The 19,846-nt window shown below is 67.8% G+C and carries 20 protein-coding genes and 1 pseudogene; 10 read left to right on the top strand and 11 right to left on the bottom strand.

Annotated elements, in window-relative coordinates:
• Nucleotides 1-31: 31 nt before the first annotated feature.
• The 5 genes from NA12_RS23075 to NA12_RS23055 form a co-directional block, all read right to left on the bottom strand.
• Nucleotides 32-2,155 (bottom strand): DUF2339 domain-containing protein, encoded by a 2,124-nt coding sequence (locus tag NA12_RS23075; RefSeq protein WP_243654775.1) that lies wholly within the window; start codon nucleotides 2,153-2,155, stop codon nucleotides 32-34.
• Between the two features lie 88 nt (nucleotides 2,156-2,243).
• Nucleotides 2,244-2,915 carry a DUF1707 SHOCT-like domain-containing protein gene (locus NA12_RS23070; protein ID WP_067455070.1) on the bottom strand — a complete coding sequence of 224 codons (672 nt, stop codon included), beginning with the start codon at nucleotides 2,913-2,915 and terminating at the stop codon, nucleotides 2,244-2,246.
• A 168-nt stretch (nucleotides 2,916-3,083) separates the two neighbouring features.
• Nucleotides 3,084-3,728, bottom strand: a complete 645-nt coding sequence (locus NA12_RS23065) for a response regulator (protein ID WP_067455067.1) — start codon at nucleotides 3,726-3,728, stop codon at nucleotides 3,084-3,086.
• A 16-nt stretch (nucleotides 3,729-3,744) separates the two neighbouring features.
• Entirely contained in the window at nucleotides 3,745-4,923 is a 1,179-nt protein-coding gene (gene macS / locus NA12_RS23060; RefSeq protein WP_067455064.1) for a MacS family sensor histidine kinase, read from the bottom strand.
• Nucleotides 4,904-6,145, bottom strand: a complete 1,242-nt coding sequence (locus tag NA12_RS23055) for an AI-2E family transporter (RefSeq protein WP_067455061.1) — start codon at nucleotides 6,143-6,145, stop codon at nucleotides 4,904-4,906. The genes macS and NA12_RS23055 overlap by 20 nt, the downstream gene beginning before the upstream one ends.
• Nucleotides 6,146-6,281: 136 nt before the next feature.
• Here NA12_RS23055 and NA12_RS23050 point away from each other — a divergent pair, with 136 nt between their 5' ends.
• On the top strand, nucleotides 6,282-7,865 hold the full coding sequence (locus NA12_RS23050) for an adenylate/guanylate cyclase domain-containing protein (protein ID WP_443093718.1): 1,584 nt from the start codon (nucleotides 6,282-6,284) through the stop codon (nucleotides 7,863-7,865).
• Nucleotides 7,866-7,874: 9 nt separating this feature from the next.
• Nucleotides 7,875-8,924, top strand: a pseudogene (locus NA12_RS23045) (lysylphosphatidylglycerol synthase transmembrane domain-containing protein); the annotation flags it as partial.
• Between the two features lie 81 nt (nucleotides 8,925-9,005).
• Here NA12_RS23045 and NA12_RS33225 read toward each other — a convergent pair.
• Nucleotides 9,006-9,362: a DUF3054 domain-containing protein gene (locus NA12_RS33225; RefSeq protein ID WP_084473040.1), complete on the bottom strand. Its 357-nt coding sequence runs from the start codon at nucleotides 9,360-9,362 to the stop codon at nucleotides 9,006-9,008.
• A 72-nt stretch (nucleotides 9,363-9,434) separates the two neighbouring features.
• Nucleotides 9,435-11,114, bottom strand: a complete 1,680-nt coding sequence (locus NA12_RS23040; RefSeq protein ID WP_243654776.1) for an NTF2-like N-terminal transpeptidase domain-containing protein — start codon at nucleotides 11,112-11,114, stop codon at nucleotides 9,435-9,437.
• A 396-nt stretch (nucleotides 11,115-11,510) separates the two neighbouring features.
• On the opposite strand from NA12_RS23040, the gene abmR reads away from it, so the two are divergent.
• The gene (gene abmR, locus NA12_RS23035; RefSeq protein WP_067455056.1) at nucleotides 11,511-12,071 is read left to right on the top strand and encodes an ATP-binding transcription factor AbmR; all 561 of its coding nucleotides are present in this window, start codon (nucleotides 11,511-11,513) and stop codon (nucleotides 12,069-12,071) included.
• Nucleotides 12,072-12,273: 202 nt separating this feature from the next.
• Entirely contained in the window at nucleotides 12,274-12,720 is a 447-nt protein-coding gene (gene aroQ / locus NA12_RS23030) for a type II 3-dehydroquinate dehydratase (RefSeq protein ID WP_067455053.1), read from the top strand.
• On the opposite strand, the gene NA12_RS23025 is transcribed toward aroQ, so the two are convergent.
• On the bottom strand, nucleotides 12,717-13,163 hold the full coding sequence (locus NA12_RS23025; protein ID WP_067455372.1) for a nitroreductase family deazaflavin-dependent oxidoreductase: 447 nt from the start codon (nucleotides 13,161-13,163) through the stop codon (nucleotides 12,717-12,719). The two genes, aroQ and NA12_RS23025, sit on opposite strands and share 4 nt — an antisense overlap.
• Before the next feature lie 182 nt (nucleotides 13,164-13,345).
• Here NA12_RS23025 and NA12_RS23020 point away from each other — a divergent pair, with 182 nt between their 5' ends.
• Genes NA12_RS23020 through NA12_RS23010 form a run of 3 tightly spaced genes read left to right on the top strand, consistent with a single transcriptional unit; the run spans nucleotide 13,346 to nucleotide 15,346 of the window.
• Nucleotides 13,346-14,275, top strand: a complete 930-nt coding sequence (locus NA12_RS23020; RefSeq protein ID WP_067455050.1) for an ABC transporter ATP-binding protein — start codon at nucleotides 13,346-13,348, stop codon at nucleotides 14,273-14,275.
• Nucleotides 14,272-15,120 carry an ABC transporter permease gene (locus NA12_RS23015; protein WP_067455046.1) on the top strand — a complete coding sequence of 283 codons (849 nt, stop codon included), beginning with the start codon at nucleotides 14,272-14,274 and terminating at the stop codon, nucleotides 15,118-15,120. The genes NA12_RS23020 and NA12_RS23015 overlap by 4 nt, the downstream gene beginning before the upstream one ends.
• The gene (locus NA12_RS23010) at nucleotides 15,110-15,346 is read left to right on the top strand and encodes a helix-turn-helix transcriptional regulator (RefSeq protein ID WP_067455043.1); all 237 of its coding nucleotides are present in this window, start codon (nucleotides 15,110-15,112) and stop codon (nucleotides 15,344-15,346) included. Before NA12_RS23015 ends, NA12_RS23010 begins: the two co-directional genes overlap by 11 nt.
• Nucleotides 15,347-15,371: 25 nt before the next feature.
• Here the strand turns inward: NA12_RS23010 and NA12_RS23005 are convergent, their stop codons facing one another.
• Entirely contained in the window at nucleotides 15,372-16,253 is an 882-nt protein-coding gene (locus NA12_RS23005) for an NAD(P)-dependent oxidoreductase (protein ID WP_067455036.1), read from the bottom strand.
• A 176-nt stretch (nucleotides 16,254-16,429) separates the two neighbouring features.
• On the opposite strand from NA12_RS23005, the gene NA12_RS23000 reads away from it, so the two are divergent.
• On the top strand, nucleotides 16,430-16,741 hold the full coding sequence (locus NA12_RS23000; protein WP_067455369.1) for a winged helix-turn-helix transcriptional regulator: 312 nt from the start codon (nucleotides 16,430-16,432) through the stop codon (nucleotides 16,739-16,741).
• On the opposite strand, the gene NA12_RS22995 is transcribed toward NA12_RS23000, so the two are convergent.
• A complete protein-coding gene (locus tag NA12_RS22995; RefSeq protein ID WP_067455034.1) occupies nucleotides 16,736-17,863 on the bottom strand; it encodes a glycerate kinase in 1,128 nt (375 codons plus the stop codon). The two genes, NA12_RS23000 and NA12_RS22995, sit on opposite strands and share 6 nt — an antisense overlap.
• A gap of 128 nt (nucleotides 17,864-17,991) precedes the next feature.
• Between NA12_RS22995 and NA12_RS22990 the strand changes: the two genes are divergently transcribed.
• Nucleotides 17,992-18,303, top strand: a complete 312-nt coding sequence (locus tag NA12_RS22990; RefSeq protein ID WP_067455032.1) for a GNAT family N-acetyltransferase — start codon at nucleotides 17,992-17,994, stop codon at nucleotides 18,301-18,303.
• Here the strand turns inward: NA12_RS22990 and NA12_RS22985 are convergent.
• A complete protein-coding gene (locus NA12_RS22985; protein ID WP_067455029.1) occupies nucleotides 18,297-19,055 on the bottom strand; it encodes a lysophospholipid acyltransferase family protein in 759 nt (252 codons plus the stop codon). The two genes, NA12_RS22990 and NA12_RS22985, sit on opposite strands and share 7 nt — an antisense overlap.
• A 105-nt stretch (nucleotides 19,056-19,160) precedes the next feature.
• On the opposite strand from NA12_RS22985, the gene NA12_RS22980 reads away from it, so the two are divergent.
• Nucleotides 19,161-19,799: a YqgE/AlgH family protein gene (locus tag NA12_RS22980; protein ID WP_084473021.1), complete on the top strand. Its 639-nt coding sequence runs from the start codon at nucleotides 19,161-19,163 to the stop codon at nucleotides 19,797-19,799.
• Nucleotides 19,800-19,846: the final 47 nt, after the last annotated feature.

Below are 19,846 nucleotides of genomic sequence, written 5' to 3'. Positions count from 1 at the left end.
GGGGCCTTCGAGCCCCGCCGGTCAGCCATTTCTAGGAGCCCTGGCGAGATGGTGCGACCTCGGCGAAGGCACGCGCGTAGCGGGTTCCAGTGAGTAGCAACAGGATTCCGACTGCCAGGAACGCGATGACCCGGACCAGACCGGACAGTGTCGCCAGGTCGAACAGGAACAGTTTCGCCAGTGCCGCCGCGGCCACGAGCAGGCCGGACACCAGGCAGACTTTCGCGACGGCGGGCGAACTGGCGAGCCGCCGCAATCCGTAGAACAGCGAGCCCGTGGCCACCACCATCCACACGATGGTCGCGAGACTGTGCCCGATGATGAAACCGTCAGCGCCACCGCTGGATACGCCGAGCGACACGGCGGCGACCAGCACGTAGTACAGGCCCGCGATACTCACCGCGATCCACACCCCGGTGACCAGTGCCGGGTCGTCGCACCGCGGCAACCGTGGCACGGTCCACGCCACCATCGCCGCGACACCCAACCCGACCACGGCCGCCACCGCGGTCGCGACATCGAGCCCGGCCACCGCGAGCCGTTGCAGCGCCAGTGTTTCCGGCGTGGCGATCGCCAGCATCACCAACCCGCCGAGCAACGCGAACGCGAGACCCAGCCCCGCCGCGACCCTGGTGCGACTCGCGGCGGCCACCGCGAGAAACGCGAGGGCGACCGCGAACAGCGTCGTCGGGAGCAGCCGAGGGTGACCGCCTGTCGCCATGGTGCAGGTCTGCAAGAGTGCGACAGCACCGGTCAGGCCCGCTACCAGTGCCGTGTGCCGCGCAGGCCGGACAGGGGCGGAACCCTCGGTCGGACGGCGCGGAATCAGCGTGGTGGCCGCGAGGCCGAGCAGGACAGCGGCCAGTACAGCGGTGACGGAAGCGCTCACCACACGGTCGAAGAGTGTGGCGGTGGCGAGCACCGGCAGCGCGGTCAGGGCGATCGTGATGCTCGCGGTGATGTCACCGGGTCTGCGACGCACCGCGAGCAGCGCACCGACCAGACCGACCACCGCGCCGGCGATCGCGGCGACCAGCAGTCCCTGCCGCTGGTGCGCCTGCTCGCCGGAGATCGCCCCCTCTAGCCCGCTCAACGCCGCCATTCCCAGCACGGCGAGCACCACCGGCAGGGTGCGTACCACGTGCAGGACCGGCCAATCCCTGCGCAGCTGCACCGGAACCCCCGCCGACTGCAACACCACGAGGAACCCGAGCAGCAGCAACTCGGTCGTCAACGCGGGCGACAATATCGCGGCCCCCACCACAACCCCCACGGCCAACGGCTGCGACTGCCATCGCACCGCGATCCCGACCCCGACCAAAGCCACCACCAGCGCCACCGCGAGCCCGACCCCGACCGGCACCCACCGGTAATACCCGGTCACCGCGACAGCATCCAGGTACAGCCCCGCGATACCGGTGGCGACCATGGCGATTCCACCGACCCGGCCGCCGGGGCGCCCGAAAACCCGCCACCCGATCCCCACCAGCACGACCGAAAATGCGGCCCCGGCAATAACTCTCGCTACCGGTCCGAAGAACCCGGCCTGTGCCGCCAGCACCAACAGCATCAGCACGCCGACCAAGGTCACTCCGACCCCGGCCACCGCCAGCACCCTAGAGATCACCCCTTCCCGCTGCCACCACGGCACGCGAGGCCCCCGCATCGGCATCGGCATCGGCATCGGCATCGGGGCGAAAGGACGACCAGCCGGATAGGTAGCCTGCCCCCACCCTGGCCCCGCCTGCGGTCTCCGTCCCGTACCCGGAGGCACCGGCATCCCCACCGTCGGCGCATACACCGGCGTGTGCCCACCGCCCCCGGCCCAACCGGCCGGACCGACGACGCCACGAGGCGGACCGCCGTAACCGACACCCGAAACCGGCGGACTCATAGCAGGCTGGCCCACGGCAGGCGCCGAACTCACCGCAGGCTGACCGACCACAGGCGCGGGATCTACAGCAGCAGGCCCAGTACTCACAGCGGGCCCATCCGACGACGCGGGCGCCGAACCGCCGCCACGCACCGCCTCCTCGGCCCGCAATTGCGTGGACAGCACATCCAGATCACCCCCCAGCTGACCCATCCGGGCGCCGAGCGCGGTGAACTCCCCCGAGAGCCGCGCAACCAGCGCGGGATCGATAGCGGTACTCATCTCCCCATCGTCGACGCCCCACCCTCGCCGAACATGAGTAGAAACCCCCGCCGAACCCCCGGTTCCTACCCGAATCAGCCCGGGCGGTTCACGACCCCAGGAACCGCCTCCACTGCACCATCAACGGATACTTCGCCGTCACCGACCCGAACCGGACGCGCCCGTGCACGACCAGATGGAGCGGCCCGATCGGCGGTCCCGTGCGCACCTTGTTGTTCGCCGAGGACCCCACCAGATCCAGGCCGTTGAGGTCGACGGTGGCAGCGGCCGGAACGAGCACCGTCAGGCTCGTGCAGTAGTCGTCGACCTGAATCTCCACGATCTGCGTCTGCATCACCGCCTCGGTGAAGTCCAGGGTCACACTCGACATCAGGTTGTTGAGGTGCAGAACCGGCGGCACCTGCCACGGCCCGCGTCGATGAACCCCCGACAACCGGCTGCGGATCGCGTTCGGATTCGACCCACCGGGCGGAACCGGGATGTGGCGTGGACGCGGCATCGCGGCGGGCTGCGGTGTGCCCGCCACCCGCATACCGGGCAGGTCGACCAGCACGGCGTTGAGTTCGCCACGGGTCTTGGCGGCCAGCGCGGTATCCATCCGCTCGGTGAACTCCCCGAGCGACAACATGCCGAGCCCGACGGCCCGCTGCAACAGCTGGCCGACGTGCTCACGTTCGGCATCGGAGACACGCAGCTCACGGTCGCCGACCGGACCTGCTGTCGCGGCGCCGGGTACGAAAAGGGATTCAGGACCGCCCATGTCATCGAGGGTAACCAGACACCCTCGCTGAGCGCATCAGGGCAAACCCGTATCTTTTGCGGCTGGCGCCGCGGGTTCTCGGCGCTTGACTCCACCTCTTCCCTCCCTACGGGCACTCCTTCGTCGCACCCTTCGGTCAGTCCATCGGCGCAGGCGCGCCGAGAACCGCTACTCGAGTCCCTGTTCGATCGCGTAGCGGGTGAGCTCGACTCGATTCGCGAGCTGCAACTTTCGCAAGGTGGCCTGTACGTGGTTTTCCACGGTGCGGTGCGAGAGGTTCAAGCGGGTGGCGATCTGTTTGGCCGACAGCCCCTTGGCCACCATCCGCAGAACTTCGGTCTCCCGCTCGGTCAACGACGGCCGATGCGGCTGATCGGCGGCCACCGGCGCGGTCGCCATCCGCCGATACTCCCCGAGCACCAACCCGGCCAATCCTGGCGTGAACACCGGCTGACCGGCGGCAGTGGCCTTGACGGCGTCGATCAACTCGGCGGCCGACGCGCTCTTCACCAGATACCCGCTGGCCCCGGCCTTGATCGCGTCGAGCACGTCGTCGCGCTCGGCCGAGGCCGACAGCACCAGCACCCGGCTGTGCGGCGACACGCGCAGCACCTCGGCGGTCGCCGCGGCCCCGTTACCGTCGGTGAGCTGCATATCCATCAACACCACGGCGGGCTGAACGGCCGCGGCTCGACGCGCGGCCGTGCCGACGCCGTCGGCGGTGGCCAGCACCTCGAAACCGGCTTCGGCGAGATCGCGCGAAACGCCCTCACGCCACATCGGATGATCGTCGACCACCATCACCGTGATCATCGGCTGACTCCTCTGCTCAGCGCGCCAGGTGGCGCGGAATCCGGAATTCCCACTCGGTGCCGAGGTCCGCACCCTCGGTCAACAATTCGGCGACACCGCCGAGGGCCTCGATCCGGCCGACGATCGAGCGCGAAACCCCCATCCGCCCTTCGGCTTCGGCCGCTGCCAGGCGTCCGGTCGCGATCCCGGCCCCGTCGTCGCGCACGCTCACCACGAGGTGGTCACCGGTATCTTCGAGCAGCACATAGGCTTTCGCGTCGGGCCCCGCGTGCAAGGCGACATTCGACAAGGCGGTGTTCACCGCGGCCGCGATCTCCTGGGCGACTACCCGCCCGACGACGACCGGATCGCCCGGCGTGGCCACCGACACCTTCGGCGTGGCGTGCGCGGTGAGCAGTGGCCGCAGATCCACTTCGCCCGAACCCGAGTCGGGCAGCTCCGCCTGCTCGGACAGCAGCACCCGCAACGCCACCTCCTGTTCCCCGGCGCGCTGCGCGAGTTCCTGTGCGGGCCCGCCTATCTCGTCGCCGCGGCGTTTGATGAACGCGAGCACCTGCAATACCCCGTCGTGCACCTCACGAGCCAACCGCTCGCGCTCCTGCGCCGCCGCCGTGATGCGCAAGGCCCGCTCGAGCTGGCCCTGCGCCCGTCGCGCGGTATTGGCGGCCAGCCCGAGCGCCAACCCCACCGACACGAGTACCGGTGCGGTCGCGTCGCCCCACACGTCCTGTCCCCACTGATCCCGCACGGTCACCACCACCGCCGACATGACCAGTCCCGCGAGGACACCCGCGACAGGTCCGCGCAGAATCGCCATCGAGATCACCGAGTTCGCGATCCACAACGTGGTCGGCAAGGTCTGGTGTCCGTGGTACCAATCGTAGTCCGCGACAAGGCGAGTCGAGGCGATCAGCGCGATCGTCACCACCTGGTCGCCGAAGACCACCCAGCCACGGATTTTCCCGGTCGCCTCCGGGAAATACCACTGCGACAGCAGCAGCGCCGAACTCCCCGACCAGATCGCCATCACCGCGATCAGCATCCAGCTCAGTCGCGGATGCTCGTAGTACGACACCGACGCGATCTGCTGGCCGATCGCGTACAGCAGCGTGACCAGCCGAAACGCCTGCGCCGCCCGCCACAGTGGCGCGGTCGCGGCGTCGGCCGAGCTCAGCTCAGCGGTGTGGGTCCGCATCGCCGGACTCGGCTTCCTCTTGGAGCAGCCGCTTGGCCACGTCGAAGCGGCCGGGTGGCTCCGGTTTGTCGGGCTCGGCGCTGAACCGTTTTCGTTCCTCGGTGGCGACCAGTTCCCCGAAGGCCTCCTCCGGACTGTCGGCGAGCAGATAGCGAATCGCGGTGTTGCCCACCGCGATCAACGGCACCGCCAGCAGGGCCCCCGCGATTCCGCCGACGACCAAGCCCGCGGTGATGGCCAGCACCACGGCCAGCGGATGGATGCTCACGGCCCGCCCGAGCAGCAACGGTTGCAGCACATGGCCTTCGAGCTGCATGACCGCGATGATGATGCCGAGCACGATCAGCGCGGTCACCGGACCCTTGGTGACCAACGCGATGAACACCGCGACGAACCCGGCGAAGAACGCGCCGATGATCGGGATGAACGCGCTGATGAACACCAGCGAGGCCAGTGGCAGGGCCAGCGGCACATGCAGAATCGCCAGCCCGGCGCCGATGCCGATCGCGTCCACCGCGGCTACCACCACGGTGGCGCGCACGAACCCGACCAGCGTGCCGAAGCCCAGTTCACCGGCGGTACGGACCTTTTCGCGGTGCGCGGTGGGGATGATCCGGGTGACGAAGTTCCAGATCTGGTCCCCGCCGTAGAGGAAGAAGATCAGGACGAACAGGATCAGGAAAGTGCCGGTGAGGATATGGCCGATGGCGGTGGCGGTGGTCAGCGCGCCGCTGGTCAGGCTCTCGCGGTTGTCCTGGATGGTGCGCACGATGGTGTCGCCCGCGCTGCGGATCTGCTGATCGCTCAGATGCGGCGGCCCGTTGATCAACCAGTCCTGGACCTTGTGCACACTGTTGGTGACCTCGTTGGACAGCCCGGGCACCCCGTCGACGAACTGTTCGACGACAAAGGTCAGCACGCCGGCCAGCAGACCGATCGACCCGAGCAGCGCCACGAACACGCCCAGTGAGCGCGGGATCCCCACCCGCTGCATCCAGTCGACCAGCGGTGCGAGCAGCGCGGCGGCGAGCAGCGCGATGGCAAGCGGGATCACCACGGTGGCGAACTTCTGCACCAGCATGCCGACCGCGAGCAGCGCGCCGAAGATGATCAGCAGCCGCCAGCTCCAGGCGGCGGTTTTGCGGACCAGGGGATGTACTGCCTCGGCGTCCGAGCGCCACGGCGTTGACGCGGTCCCGGAATCTACCTTCTGGTCGGTCACCCGAGAGAGCCTATCGGTCCCGACCCTGGAGTGGCTCGGGTCGGCGGGCAGCGGTGCCGACCACAGTCGCGCTCTCCGTGCTTGCCCGGTCGCCTGTCATGATCACCGGCGCACATGGTCGGATAGATTGGCATGCGTGTCAGCGCCACTGGAAGCGGTCAAACAGACCATGCGAACGCGCTGGCCGCTGTATCTGACGTCTGTGCTGCTGGCGAATGCCTTCGGTGCGGTGCTGGTGTGGGCCTTCATCCAATACGGCCTGCCGGTTCCGGAGGGCGATCCGGGTGGAGTGCGCCAGACGGGCCTGCTCGCGCCGCTGCTCGTTTTCGGGGTCGCCGCGGTGCTGAGCATCTTCGCCGCCGCCCTCATGCTGCGACCGGTGATGCGCTGGCAGATGCGCGGCGGGCCACCGAGCAGGCGCGAGCAGATGGCTGCCTTACACGTGCCGCTGCGGCAGTCGATCGTGCACCTGGTGCTGTGGATCATCGGCGGCGGGATCCTGGCCGCGCTGATCATCACCGAATCGCCCGAGCTGGCGGGTGCGGTGATCGTCACCGAATGTATGGCCGCCACCATCGTGTTCGGCTTCACCTACATGCTGGGCGAGCGCATCCTGCGCCCGGTCGCCGCGGAGGCGCTGACCGAGGGCACCTTCGACCACACGCTCACCCCCGGCGTCGGCACCAGGATGGCGATGACCTGGGGCATGGGCACCTTCGCGCCGACCATCGCGATCGTGCTGCTGTGCGTCACCCAGATCTCCTCGGACGTGAAGTTCTCGGCGAACTCGCTCGCGATCTCGATTCTGCTGCTGTGCGGCGTGGTGATCATGCAGGCGCTGGCGCTGTCGATGCTCACCGGATCCTCGATCTCGGACCCGGTCCGGCAGCTGTCCCAAGCCATCAATCGGGTGCAGGCCGGCTCACGTGACGTGCAGGTGGAGGTCTACGACGGCAGCGAGATCGGGCTGTTGCAGGTGGGCTTCAACCGGATGATGGACGAGGCGGCCAAGCGTCTGAAGTTGCAGGAGCTGTTCGGCCAGCACGTCGGCGAGGACGTGGCGCAACGAGCATTGGACTACGGCACCGAACTCGGTGGCGAGACCCGATTCGTGGCGGTGCTGTTCGTGGACATGGTCGGCTCCACCGCCGCCGCGGCCGAACGCCCGCCGACCGAGGTGGTGAGCCTGCTCAACGAGTTCTTCCGGGTGGTGGTCGATGTGATCGACAGCCACCACGGTTTCGTCAACAAGTTCGTCGGCGACGCCGCGCTTGCCATCTTCGGCGCCCCGCTGGACCGCCCCGACGCGCCGAGCGCCGCGCTCGCCGCGGCCCGCGACCTGCGCGAAGCCCTGCGCGAGGTGACCAGCCTCGATATCGGCATCGGCGTCTCGGCGGGGCTGGCTGTCGCAGGCAACATCGGCGCGGCGAATCGCTTCGAGTACACCGTGATCGGCGACCCCGTCAACGAGGCGTCGCGACTCACCGAATTGGCCAAAGATCATCCCGGCCGCGTTCTCGCTTCGGGCAGCGCACTCTATTTCGCCGACGAGAGCGAGCAGCGACATTGGATCACCGGCGACGAGGTCCAGCTGCGCGGCAGACGCAGAAAAACTCGTCTGGCCTGGCCGAAGTCCGCGATCGCCGCGCCGAGCGCACCCGCGCCCGCACTCCTGCCGTGCGCGGTCTGCGGGCAGCCGGAATCCGACTGTGTTCACTAGGCTGAGACCGTGACGGCCGACGGCGACCTAGCAGGCGCACCGGCCGAGCGCCGCCGCCGCTTTCGGTGGGTCAAGTGGGTGCTCGGCGCGGTGATCCTCGCGCTGCTCGTCGGTGAAGGCCTGTATCTGTGGCCTCGCCTGCACGAATCCTGGCGCACGCTCACCGAGATCCACTGGGGCTGGCTGTTGCTGTGCATCGTTTTGCAGGCGATGTCGATGAGTGGCTTCGGGCGGGTGCAGAAACAACTGCTGCATGCCGGCGGGGTGGATGTCAGCCAGGGGAAATCGGTCTCGGTGGTCTACGGCGCGACCGCCATGTCGCTGACATTGCCCGCGGGCCAGGTGTTCTCCACCGCGTTCACCTACCGCCAGACGCGGCGCTGGGGCGCGAGCCCGATCGTCGCCTCCTGGCAGTTGGTCTTCTCCGGCGTGGTCGCCGCCGCCGGGCTGGCGCTGCTCGGACTCGCGGGCGCCGCGCTGGTCGGGCAGGGCATCGGGTTCAAATTCGTCGTCTCGCTGGTGGTACTCGGCCTGGTCCTGTTCATCGGCAACTATCTCGCCCGCCATCCCGGCATGCTCGAGGCCATCCTGCGGCGGGTGCTGGCACTGATCAACCGGCTGCGCAGGAAGCCCGCCGATCACGGCATCGCCAAACTGGCCGAGATTCGGGCGCAGCTCGAGTCGGTCGATCTGGGGAAGAAGGACGCGGCACTCGTCGGGGTGTGGGCGCTGGTGCACCGGTTCGCCGACGTGGCGTGTCTGGGCGCTGCCTGTTACGCGATCGGCGCCGATCCCAAGTTGTCCGGGCTGCTCATCGCGTTCGCGGCGGGCAAGGCGGTAGGGTCCATCCCGTTCGCGCCGGGCGGGATCGTGTACGTGGACGCGACGCTGATCTACGGTCTCACCGCGGGCGCGGGGCTGCCCGCCGCGCAAGCCGTCGCGGCCGCGTTCGTGTACCGGCTGGTCAGCTTCATCCTGGTCGCCGTGGTCGGCTGGATCGTCTTCGCGTTCCTGTTCCGTACACCGCAGGCCGACGACGAGGAGTACGAACAGGAGTTCTATTCCGTCACTCCGCATATGCAGGCCAGACGCAGGCGCGAGGAATCCGGGGACGCGACAGGCGGAACTATGGAGTCGGCGTCACCGCAGCGCGCGTATCGCGGCGCGCCAGCCCAGGAGAAAGAGCGCGAGGACGCAGGCCGCGACGAGCACGAAACTCGGTGCGACGCCCTGACCGCTGATGGCGCGCAACACCATCCCGCCGACGAGCGTGCTCGCCCAGATCAGGATTCCGGTGGGCCACAACGCCGTTGCGTCGAACCGGGTCTCCCGCGCGAGGTAGACCGCGAGGACCCAGCCGAGAATCAGTCCTAACCCGAAGGGCCACACCGTTTTCAGCAGACCGGCGATGACCGCTTCGTCGTGACTGCGCCTGCCGATCGCGCAGAAAACGATCACCAATAGAGCATCGATACCGAACGGCGCGTATCTGTTCACCGACGTAGCGTAGCCGGTCAAGATCGAATTCGAGACCCGGTTCATAGCCACTGAGCAGTGATAACACTCGCCCTACGGTTCCGGCGTCGCCAGCGATTTCAGCAGCACGGCCGCGAGCCGTGAAGTGGCGTCGCCGCTGTCGACGTCGGCGATGTGCACCGCGAAGACCAGATCGCCCATGGTCGCCAGCAGCCAACCGTCGGCGCCGCCCCGCGCGGCGAAGGCCGTGATATCGCGGAATCCGCGCAGTGCGGCGGTCTCGGGTTTACCGATGCCCTCGTTCATCATCGCGCGCAACCGGTCGACCGCGGGCTGGGGCAGCGCGGGAACCGGCGTATCGGTGGTACCCGGCTTGCCCGCCTCGATCATGGGCGCCACCACCGACCCACGCGAAATGGCCGCTGCGGCGATCGCCATCCCGAAGGGGCTCACCTGCACCGCGTCGGCACCCGCGCCCTGACGCACCTGCTCGGTGCTGCGGCCGGGCGTGCTGATCCGCCCGGTCACCTCGTCGAGCCCGGCCACCTTGAAGTCGACGCCGACGCCGAGCGCGGTCGCCGCCTCGGCGGCCTCCTGCACCGTGACGTCCTGCGGCGGCTTGTTCTTGGTCGCCGCGGCGACGGCGCGGAACAAATCCATCGTGCCGCCCGCCGGGAACAGTCCGGTGAAGGCGATGGGGCCCTTCTCCGTCGCGTAGGAGTTCTGCGCGACCGCGACCACCGCGCCGGTCGACGGCTGGATGGCCACGACCGTCGCCGCGGTCCCCGCGCTCACCACGGCGTCCTCGGCGGCGCGCTGCAATCGCTGATCCATCGTCGCGGCGATATCCGGCCCAGCCGGCCCCTGATATCCGGCAACCTGGCTGACGAATCTGCCGTCGGCCTCGAAAATCTGCACGCCCCAGCCCGCGGTGGCCTCCAGGCTGTCCTGCCACACCTCGCGCAGCGCGTCGAGCATGGGCGAGCGCGTGCGCCGGTCGGCCGAGATCAGTTTGGGCTGCTTCTCCATCACCACGCCCGGTACCTTGGCCATCCGCGGTTCCAGGATCTCGAAATCGCCGTCACGCAGGTTCACCGCGACGATCGGCTTGCCCTGCGAGGCCGCCACCTGCTGCATGAGCGACGGCCCGGTGATCAGGGGCGCGACCGGTTCGATGGCGTCGGCGAGGGCGTTCGTGGTGGCGACGAGGTCGCCGGTGCGGCTCGGGTCGATCTTGATGACGTTGAGCGTCTGTTCGGTCATCAGCGTTTCGCCGGGCAGATCCACAACCTTGGGCGGCGGCTTCGCGGTGGTGCGCACGAGCTTGACGGTCCGATTGTCGGTGAGCTGCGGCATGACCACCGCGGGCTCCCAGGAGATCCGCCAGCCGATGGCGAGCTTGCGGACGGTGCCCTGCAGTGTGTAGGTCCAGTCCTTCTTCTCGCCGAAGTTCCAGTCGACTTCCATGCTGAAGATCGCCGACTGCTTGTCGAGGTCGATCACTTGCGACGCCTCGTAGTCGACTGTGCCCGACTGCAGGCCCTCGAACATTTGCTTCAAGGTTGCCGAAGCGGCAGCGGGGTACGAGGTCAGGTCGGCGGCCTTGCCGTAGTCCTGATCGTCGAGGTACTCGGTGAACCGCTGGACCACCGTCTCCGACTCACTCGTCTTCCCACCCACTCCGCACGAGCACAGCGCGATGGCGAGGGTCGCAACCCCCGCGATCGCCATTGCGCCCCGGACGCGAAAGCGGCGGGATCCCCACACATCCATATCGCCCACTCTTCACTCTTGCCACTCCGATAACGAACCCACCGTACCGGAAGTCGACCTGTCTCCAATGCCTCGGTAAGCCGAGGCACTGCCCATCCTCGACACCTCGATTGTGCCGGAAATCTCGCCCTGATGAGGGTCCGTTTTCCAACCTCGCCCAGTAAGCGGCGACAACTGCTGTGTCAACCGTACCGACAGCCGCGACCGGTCGTGCGGATCTCGCATTTGTCCGGCGATTCAATCCGAGGGTACCCAGGCCGTCCCCGGCCAACCCCACGGCATCGCCTTTACCGAGTCGATACCGACCAGTTCACGCAGAGCGGAATTCACCGGACTGATTTCGGCGTAATCTTGTAATCAACGCAACGTGCGCAAGACAGATAGCAGGTGATTTCCATGCGGAACGATCGACGCGAGCGCGGATTCGGCCGACCCGGCGGTTGGCAGCAGGCCGACCTTCCCGATCCCGCCGACGCCCCCGACTGGTTCGCCGGACGATTGCCCGCCGACTGGTTCACCGGGCCGGTGGACATCGAGATCGACCGCGACGAGATCGTCGTGGTCGGCGAACTGCCCACCCCCGGAGATGCGAGCACCCCCACCGCCACCAAAGAAGGCGCCCTCGCCCGCTTCCGCGAGTCGACCCGCGCCGCCCGCATGCAGATCGCCGACGAAGCCCAGCGGCGTTACGGCCGCAGCGTCGCCTGGGGTGTGCGAGTGGACGGCGAACGAGTCCTGTTCACCCACCTGGCAGTGCCCGTGATGACCCGCCTCCGTCAGCCCGAACGCCAGGTCCTCGACACCCTGATCGACGCGGGCGTCGCCCGCTCCCGCGCCGACGCCCTGGCCTGGACGGTCAAACTCGCAGGCAAACACGCCGAAACCTGGCTGGCCGAACTCCGCGAAGCCATGCGCAAGGTCGACAACCTCCGCTCAGAAGGCCCCACCGGCCTATAACCCCACCCCACCCCACCCCACCCGGTGCGGGTAACCCCCGTATGTCTCTACCCAAAAGGGGCCGGCCCCGATCTGGACTGACCGAAGGGTGCGACGAAGGAGTACCCGTAGGGAGGGAAGATCGGGGCCCAAAGGGGCCCCGCTCGAGCGCGCCAGCGCTCCAAAAACACAGCCCGTACACCACCCGGATACAGTGCCCTGCATGACCACCGAGCAGGCCACCGGTCCGATCCTCGTCCTCAACGGACCGAACCTGAACATGCTCGGCACCCGCCAGCCCGAGATCTACGGCGCTGACACCCTCGACGACGTTGTCGCATTGTGCGAACGGACCGCCGCCCGATTCGACCGCCGGATCATCGCGTTCCAGTCCAATCACGAAGGCGCCCTGATAGACCGGATCCACCAGGCCCGCGGCGAGGTGTCGGCCATCGTCATCAACCCCGGCGGCCTCACCCACACCTCGGTGGCACTGCGCGACGCCCTGGTGATCCCGGAGGTGCCTATCGTCGAGGTGCACATCAGCAATGTGCACGCGCGCGAGGAGTTCCGGCACCATTCGTTCGTCTCCCCGATCGCGACCGCCGTCATCGCCGGCCTCGGCGTCCAGGGCTACGCCGCCGCGATCGAGTACCTGAGCAAGCCCTAGGCCAGCCGGAAAACCGGGAAACCCGGTGCGATAGCGATCAATTCGGCATCGGTCGCGTCTTTGGTGACGCCCTCGAAGAACCTGCCGACCTCCCAGCCCCACTTCTCCAGGTACAGCCGCAACAGCGGCACCTTGTCGGCGTCGGCGACCTCGGTGGCGGTGAACAGTTCGGTTCTGCGGCCGAGGCGCAGTTCGCCGTCGCCCGCCGCGCGCAGGTTGCGCACCCACTGGGTGTGCCCGCGCGGCGCGACCAGGTAACGCGCGCCGTCGGCGGCCGTCATCACGTTGACCATGGTGGTGCGCCATTCACCGCTCTTGCGACCACGCACCGCGAGCAGCCGCGACCCCATGACGCTGATCCCCCACTTGGGCAACAGGTTGAAGATCTTGTTCATGATCGGATCGATACCGGTGGGGCTGAGGTAGCGGGTGGCGTTGTCCATCTTGATCACTCCTGATTTGTGAGCACTGCTCTCCGTTGACTACAACAATGCACCCTTCGTCATCCGAAGTCAAGAGCACTGCTCTCTCTTTATCGGAACGCCTGAAATCAGACGAAGTATTGCCGCGATGATATGTAGTACGTATGCTACAAATCATCGAAGGTCGATGATTGGGAGGACTCATGACTTCGAACAACAACGTCGTTCTCGATGTCGCGCAACTACGGATGCGATACGACGAGAAGGACGTCCTGCACGATGTGGCGTTTCACGCGAAGCGCGGGGAAGTGCTCGTCATGCTCGGCCCCAACGGCGCGGGCAAAACCACCACGATCGAGATCCTCGAGGGGTTCCGCAGGAGGTCGGCAGGCAAAGTCGACGTGCTGGGGGCCGATCCCGAACACGGTGACGAACTCTGGCGCGCACGCATCGGCGTGGTGCTCCAATCCTGGCGTGACCACGCGAAATGGCGTGTGCGCGAACTACTCGGCCATCTCGGTGGGTACTACAGCCCCTATTCCACGGCCCGCATCGTCCGACCGTGGGACACCGATGAGCTGATCGCGCTGGTCGGGCTCACCGAACAGCGCGACGCGAAGATCGCCACCCTGTCCGGGGGCCAGCGACGCAGACTCGATGTGGCGATCGGCATCGTAGGCAAACCGGAACTGCTCTTCATGGACGAACCGACCGCGGGCTTCGATCCCGCTGCCCGGCGCGACTTCCACGACCTGGTCCATCGGTTGGCCGATCTGGAGGAGACCACCGTCCTGCTCACCACCCACGACCTGGACGAAGCCGCGAAACTGGCGGACCGGATCCTGATCCTGGCCGGTGGCCGGATCATCGCCGACGGCTCCCCGGAGGAGCTCGCCGCCGCCACCGCGGGCGAGGCCGAGGTGCGCTGGACCCGCGACGGCCAGCGTTTCGTCCACACCACCACCGAGTCGACCAAGTACGTCCACGAACTGTTCAAGCAGCACGGCGAACAGATCGAGGACCTCGAGGTGCAGCGCGCGTCGCTGGAGGACACCTATATGGCGCTGGTCCGCCGCTTCGAATCCGACACGGCCGCCGAGCCCGTTCGTTCACTGCAGGAGGTCACCCGATGAATCCCACGCTGGTAGCGGTCAGAGGCGGCCTGGCCGCGATGTGGATCGAGCTGCGTCAGCTCTACACCAACGCACCGAGCCTGATGGGCCAATTCCTCACGCCCACACTGTTTCTGATCGCGATCTTCTTCCTGCGCGACCGGACCTATCACGACACCGAACTGTCCCTCGGCGAACTCGCCGTGCCCGGCCTGCTCGGCGGCATCATCGCGTTCAACGGCCTGTACGGCATCGCCGAAGTCCTCGCTCTGGACCGGGAGGATGGAACTTTGTTGCGCGCCAAGACAATTCCGAACGGCATTCTCGGCTACTTCATCGGCAAGATCGGCACCATCGCGGGCGCGGTCCTGGTGCAACTGGTGGTGGTACTCACCATCGGCGCCCTGATCGTCGGCGGATTGTCGATGCCCGACGGCGGTCTGGTCACGCTGACGTGGGTGATCGTGCTCGGTCTGCTGGCCACCCTGCCGATCGGGGCCATCCTGGGCGGGTTGATCGTCGGCGCCCGCGATATCTTCCTGCTCACGCTGCCGCTGATGGGTCTGATCGCCATCTCCGGCATCTGGTATCCGATCGCCGCGCTCCCCGGCTGGGTGCAGGGCCTGGCCCAGCTGTTCCCGATGTATTGGCTCGGCCTGGGCATGCGCTCCGGGCTACTGCCCGCCGAGGCGGCGGCCATCGAGATCGACGGGTCGTGGCGGCACCTCGAGACCGCCGCGGTACTCGGCGTATGGTCGATCGTCGGGTTGTTGCTCGCGCCGATCGTGCTGCGGCGAGCGGCCCGCCATGAATCGGGATCCAGCGTGGCCGTGCGCCGCGAGAAAGCGATGCAGCGTGCCTTCTGAGGTCATCTACAACCGCATCGCGATGCTGCGCGCCGAGCGCGGCATCTCGCGGCGGGACCTGGCCGAGGCGCTCGGTGTGCACTACCAGACCGTCGGCTACCTCGAACGCGGCGAATACAGCCCGAGCCTGCACCTGGCCCTGCGGCTCGCGGCGTATTTCGAGGTAGCGGTGGAGGTGGTGTTCTCCACCGAACCGTTCCCGAGGTTGGGCGCCGAGACCGCGTGAGCACCGACCGGGTCGACAGCCCAGGTCAGGACGCCTCGCCGCGCATCAACGCGTAGGTCGACACCGCCTTGCCCGCGGTCTCGCTCGCGGCGACGGCTTTGCGCCAGTACGACTGCGCCAGGCGCGAGAGCCCCGCGTCGACGCCGACTTCCTCGCTGGCATCGATGATGTGCTGGGCGCCCGCGTCCATCATGGTCAGGCTGGCCTCGTCGGCCCAGCCGCCGTTCTGGTTCGCCACGGAGAACTGCTCCATGAAGTACGGGAAGGCCTCGCTCGCACGCACCGCGAACGGGACGAACCGGCCGATGTCGTGACCCGACTTCGCGATCATGGCGCTCGCCTGGTCGAAGGCGAGCAGCCACGGGTGGAAGATCGTCAGTAGTGCCTGGTAGAAGACCTGCGCGAGGCCGTCGTCAGCGCCGAGGTATTCCTGCGGGCCCAGCGGGCGCAGCAGTGCGGCGTTGGCGTCGAAGACCGACCTCGGACCGCTGTAGAAGATGTAGGACGCGGGATGGGCGATATTGTCGCCCGCCGACATCACCCCGCCGGAGAGGAACTCGGCGCCACGCTCGCGCACCCACTTCGCGCCGGCCCGCGCCTTCTCCGGCGAGTCGGAGGACAGGTTGGCGATCACCTTGCCGGGCAGCTGGTCGATCGCCTGGCCGAGGACGTCGTACATGGCGTTGTAGTGGGTCAGGCTGAGTACGGCGACCGCGTTGGCGTCGAGCGCCTCGGCGACAGTCTCGGCGCGCTCGGCACCCAGCGCCACCATCGCGTCGACCTTGGCGGTGCTGCGATTCCACACCGTCACCTCGACGCCCGCTTCGAGGAAGGCCCTGACCATGGCCCGGCCCATCGGGCCGAGGCCGAGAACGGAAACGGAACGGAGAGCGGTTTGCTCGGACATGTTGTGGCCCTTCGATTCTCGATACTGGTTGGTTCGGCGCCGCTGTCCATGGTGGTCGGCGCGAGTATCGTCGGGAAGACCGCACGTTCGGGTGTGGTTGCTTACCCAGAGGTTCGAAACACGGTCAGAGGGGTGTGGCGACGGTGAGTGGTGACGCGGATCACGATGTGTGCGGCATGAGCCTGGCCATCGATGTCGTCGGCGGTAAATGGAAGCTGCACCTGATGTGGGTGCTCGGCGCGGGCCCGCAGCGATTCGGTCGGATCCGGCGGCTGCTCGACGGTGTGAGCGAGAAGGTGCTCGCCGAGAACCTACGACAGCTGGAGAGCGCGGGCGTGGTGCACCGCGAGATATTCGCCGAGATCCCCCCGCGCGTGGAGTACTCGCTCACCGCGCTGGGTGAAACCCTGCGCCTCGCACTGGAACCGCTGGAGAACTGGGGCGATGAGAATCGCGAGGCATTGACCGGAGTCCTCGGGGCGTCATGACAGGTGCTCCATGGCGATTCGCTCGCCGATGCGCTCCAGCAGGTCGGCCGCCGCGATGATCGAGCGCGCGGGATCGGGCTCCAGATCGCTGAGCGGATAGCACGTCGCGAACCCCGCGGCTCGAATCTCGCCGGGCGACAGCAGCGTTCGACCCACGGCCGCGATCACCGGCACGCCCGCCTTCTTCGCCGCCGCGGCGACTCCGACCGGCGCCTTCCCGTGCATGCTCTGGTGATCCAGCGAGCCCTCACCGGTGACGATCAGCCTGGCCCCGTCGATCAGAGTCGTGAATTCCAGCAGTTCGAGCAACACGTCGATACCGCTGCGCACCTGCGCGCCCAGTACCGCGAGCACCCCGAACCCGGTGCCGCCCGCGGCGCCCGCCCCGCCGATCTCGGCGTACCCGGTACCCAGCACAGCGGCCCAATTGGTCAGCCCGGCTTCGAGTTTCACCATCTGCCGGGCGTTGGCCCCCTTCTGTGGCGCGTACACCGCCACCGCGCCCGCGGGCCCGAGCAGCGGGTTGTCCACATCGCAGGCCAGCGTGAACCGAGCCGTCGCGACCGCCGGATGCAACGCGGCGCGATCCACCGACGCGACCTGCTCCAGCGTCGCGGCCACATCCGCGCCGCCCGCCAGTTCGCGCCCCTGCTGATCGAGCAACCGCAGACCCAGCGCCCGCAGCAGACCCGATCCGCCATCGGTCGAAGCGCTTCCGCCGAGCCCGAGCACGATCTCCTTCGCCCCGCCGTCGAGCGCGTGCGCGATGGTCACCCCCAACCCGAATGTGTCGGCCCGCAAGGGATCCAGCCGCCCACCCGGCAACTTCACCAACCCGACGGCGGCCGCCAACTCCACCACCGCGGTATCACCGCGCACTGCGTACACCGCCGTCGAAGCCTGTCCGGTCGGTCCGGGCGCCGCGACTTCGATCCGCTTCCACCCCGACGCCACGAACGCGTCGACCATCCCGTCGCCGCCGTCGGCCACCGGCACACACCGCACCCGAGCTTTCGGCGCCCGTCGCGCAACGCCCCTGGCCAGCGCCCCGGCAACCTCCGGTGCGGTCAACGACCCCTTGAACTTGTCGGGAGCGAGCACGACAAGTGGTTCGCCGGCCATCTTTTCCGCCTCTCCGCGTATTCAGCGTGTCGTTCCCGAGCTCGACGGTTCGCTGTGGGTGGTCGGGGAGTCACCCATGTTCTCATTTGCCCGGTGGGTTGTCCTCCCGAACACGGTAACGTCGACATATGGCGACCGAGGTCCGCAACAACACCGCGCTCGAGCGGTTCGAACTCACCGCCGACGGTCAACCCGCCGGCTACATCGAATACCAGGACACCGGGGACGAACGCGCCCTCGTGCACACCGAGATCTATTCCGCGTTCGAAGGCCGGGGACTGGCGAACACACTGATCAAGGCCGCACTGGACGCCAGCAGAGACGAAGGTTTCAGCGTGCTGCCGATGTGCCCGGTAGTCCTGCATTTCATCTCCACCCACCCCGACTACATCGCCTACGTCCCGCAACGCGCCAGGGAGTTGTTCGGACTCCCTCAGTAGTGCGCGACGGCCCCGTCGACGGCCAGCTGCAGCTCCTCCTTGACGAGCCTGGCGATGTCGGCGGGCCGCTGCGGCAACTCGCGAATCGGCGCCCGGAAGTAGGCGAGCCCCGACACCACCTCGGCCGCGGACGGTTCGACCCCAGCCGCGTAGGTCCCGTAGTTGATCCCGATGGCGACCAGCGCGGGCGCGGCATCCAGTTTGGCGGCGCGGAACGCGATATGCCCGATTCCGCTGCCGACCGCCTGCACCCTGGTGTGATCTACCTCATTGCACGTCCCCTCGGGGAAGATCGCCAGGTGGTCACCGTCGGCCAAGCGCTGCGCGCACACATCCATCATCCGCTGGCCTGCGGCGTTGACCGCGCGAATGCCGTGATCCTTGCCCCGGAACACCGGGATCCCGCCCATCATGTCCACTTTGCGCCGCTGCTCCGGGTCGAGGAAGAGCTCGTCCTTGGCCAGTACCCGTACCCGCCCGATCTTCGAGCGCAGCGGTGAGCGCCACGCCGTCGCCGCGACCGTGTACGGGTCGCTGGTCGAGAGATGATTGATCGCGTAGATCACCGGTCTGCCGCTGCGGATCAGGGCCTTCAACTGCTGTTTCGCGCCCTCGGCGAACGTCACGCGCGGCCGGAACCGCCGGGCGAGCACCGCGTACGAGGCCAACGCCTTCCACCTGTTCTGCTGATGTCGCAGGTAGTAGTCGTACACAGCGTCGTTGTCGTCGAGCAGGACCTCGGGCGAGTGCATAGCGCGACACTACCGGGCGATCGCGGGGTCCACGCACGAAGAAATTCCGGTTCCGATCCGGTCCGCGGGAAGCGCGTATCGCCGCTCCAATGCGATGATGGCTCGGTGGCAGGCGGAGACGACCCCGACGAGCGCCGGACTCGGGACGGGCACGGCGACGATCGGCGGCGCGGTCAGCCCGCGGTGAATGTCCGCGCGGGCAACCTGCTGGTGTCCGCGATAGACCTGGTGGAACCTACTTTCCGGCGCACCGTCGTTTATGTGATCGAGCACAACGACGCGGGCAGCCTCGGCGTGGTGCTGAACCGGCCGAGCGAGACCCCGGTCGAGGATGTGCTGCCCACCTGGGCCGACCTGGCCGCCAGCCCGAGCGACCTCTACATCGGCGGCCCGGTCAAACGCGATGCCGCGCTGTGCCTGGCGGTCCTGCACGCCGGCGTCGACATCTCCGAGATCCGCGGCCTGCGCCGCGTCGACGGCCGGGTCGTGCTGGTCGATCTCGACGCCGACCCCGCCGAGATCGGCCCGCTCGTCGAGCGGATCCGGGTCTTCGCCGGATACGCGGGCTGGTCGATGGGCCAGCTCGACGGCGAACTCGACAACGACGATTGGATCGTGGTCTCGGCGCTGCCGTCGGATCCGATCGCCACCGACCGCCACGATCTGTGGTCGGCCGTGCTGCGCCGTCAACCGCTGCCGCTGGCCCTGCTGGCGACGCACCCGATTGAACTCGAACGCAATTGATCCCGTTACTCCTTCAGACGAGTAGGAGTGACACATGAATTTCGACG

Source organism: Nocardia alba NBRC 108234 (assembly GCF_001612665.1).
In the GTDB taxonomy this organism is placed as follows: Bacteria; Actinomycetota; Actinomycetes; order Mycobacteriales; family Mycobacteriaceae; genus Nocardia; species Nocardia alba.
This window is presented reverse-complemented; position numbering and strand designations above follow the sequence as displayed.

Coding starts and splice junctions, on each gene's coding strand:
- NA12_RS22990 (WP_067455032.1), top strand. CDS start 17,992: ATGGCGACCGAGGTCCGCAACAACACCGCGCTCGAGCGGTTCGAACTC.
- NA12_RS23070 (WP_067455070.1), bottom strand. CDS start 2,915: ATGGGCGGTCCTGAATCCCTTTTCGTACCCGGCGCCGCGACAGCAGGT.
- NA12_RS23025 (WP_067455372.1), bottom strand. CDS start 13,163: ATGGACAACGCCACCCGCTACCTCAGCCCCACCGGTATCGATCCGATC.
- abmR (WP_067455056.1), top strand. CDS start 11,511: ATGCGGAACGATCGACGCGAGCGCGGATTCGGCCGACCCGGCGGTTGG.
- NA12_RS23065 (WP_067455067.1), bottom strand. CDS start 3,728: ATGATCACGGTGATGGTGGTCGACGATCATCCGATGTGGCGTGAGGGC.
- NA12_RS22985 (WP_067455029.1), bottom strand. CDS start 19,055: ATGCACTCGCCCGAGGTCCTGCTCGACGACAACGACGCTGTGTACGAC.
- NA12_RS23040 (WP_243654776.1), bottom strand. CDS start 11,114: ATGGATGTGTGGGGATCCCGCCGCTTTCGCGTCCGGGGCGCAATGGCG.
- NA12_RS23000 (WP_067455369.1), top strand. CDS start 16,430: ATGAGCCTGGCCATCGATGTCGTCGGCGGTAAATGGAAGCTGCACCTG.
- macS (WP_067455064.1), bottom strand. CDS start 4,923: ATGCGGACCCACACCGCTGAGCTGAGCTCGGCCGACGCCGCGACCGCG.
- NA12_RS23020 (WP_067455050.1), top strand. CDS start 13,346: ATGACTTCGAACAACAACGTCGTTCTCGATGTCGCGCAACTACGGATG.
- NA12_RS23075 (WP_243654775.1), bottom strand. CDS start 2,155: ATGAGTACCGCTATCGATCCCGCGCTGGTTGCGCGGCTCTCGGGGGAG.
- NA12_RS23015 (WP_067455046.1), top strand. CDS start 14,272: ATGAATCCCACGCTGGTAGCGGTCAGAGGCGGCCTGGCCGCGATGTGG.
- aroQ (WP_067455053.1), top strand. CDS start 12,274: ATGACCACCGAGCAGGCCACCGGTCCGATCCTCGTCCTCAACGGACCG.
- NA12_RS23005 (WP_067455036.1), bottom strand. CDS start 16,253: ATGTCCGAGCAAACCGCTCTCCGTTCCGTTTCCGTTCTCGGCCTCGGC.
- NA12_RS22995 (WP_067455034.1), bottom strand. CDS start 17,863: ATGGCCGGCGAACCACTTGTCGTGCTCGCTCCCGACAAGTTCAAGGGG.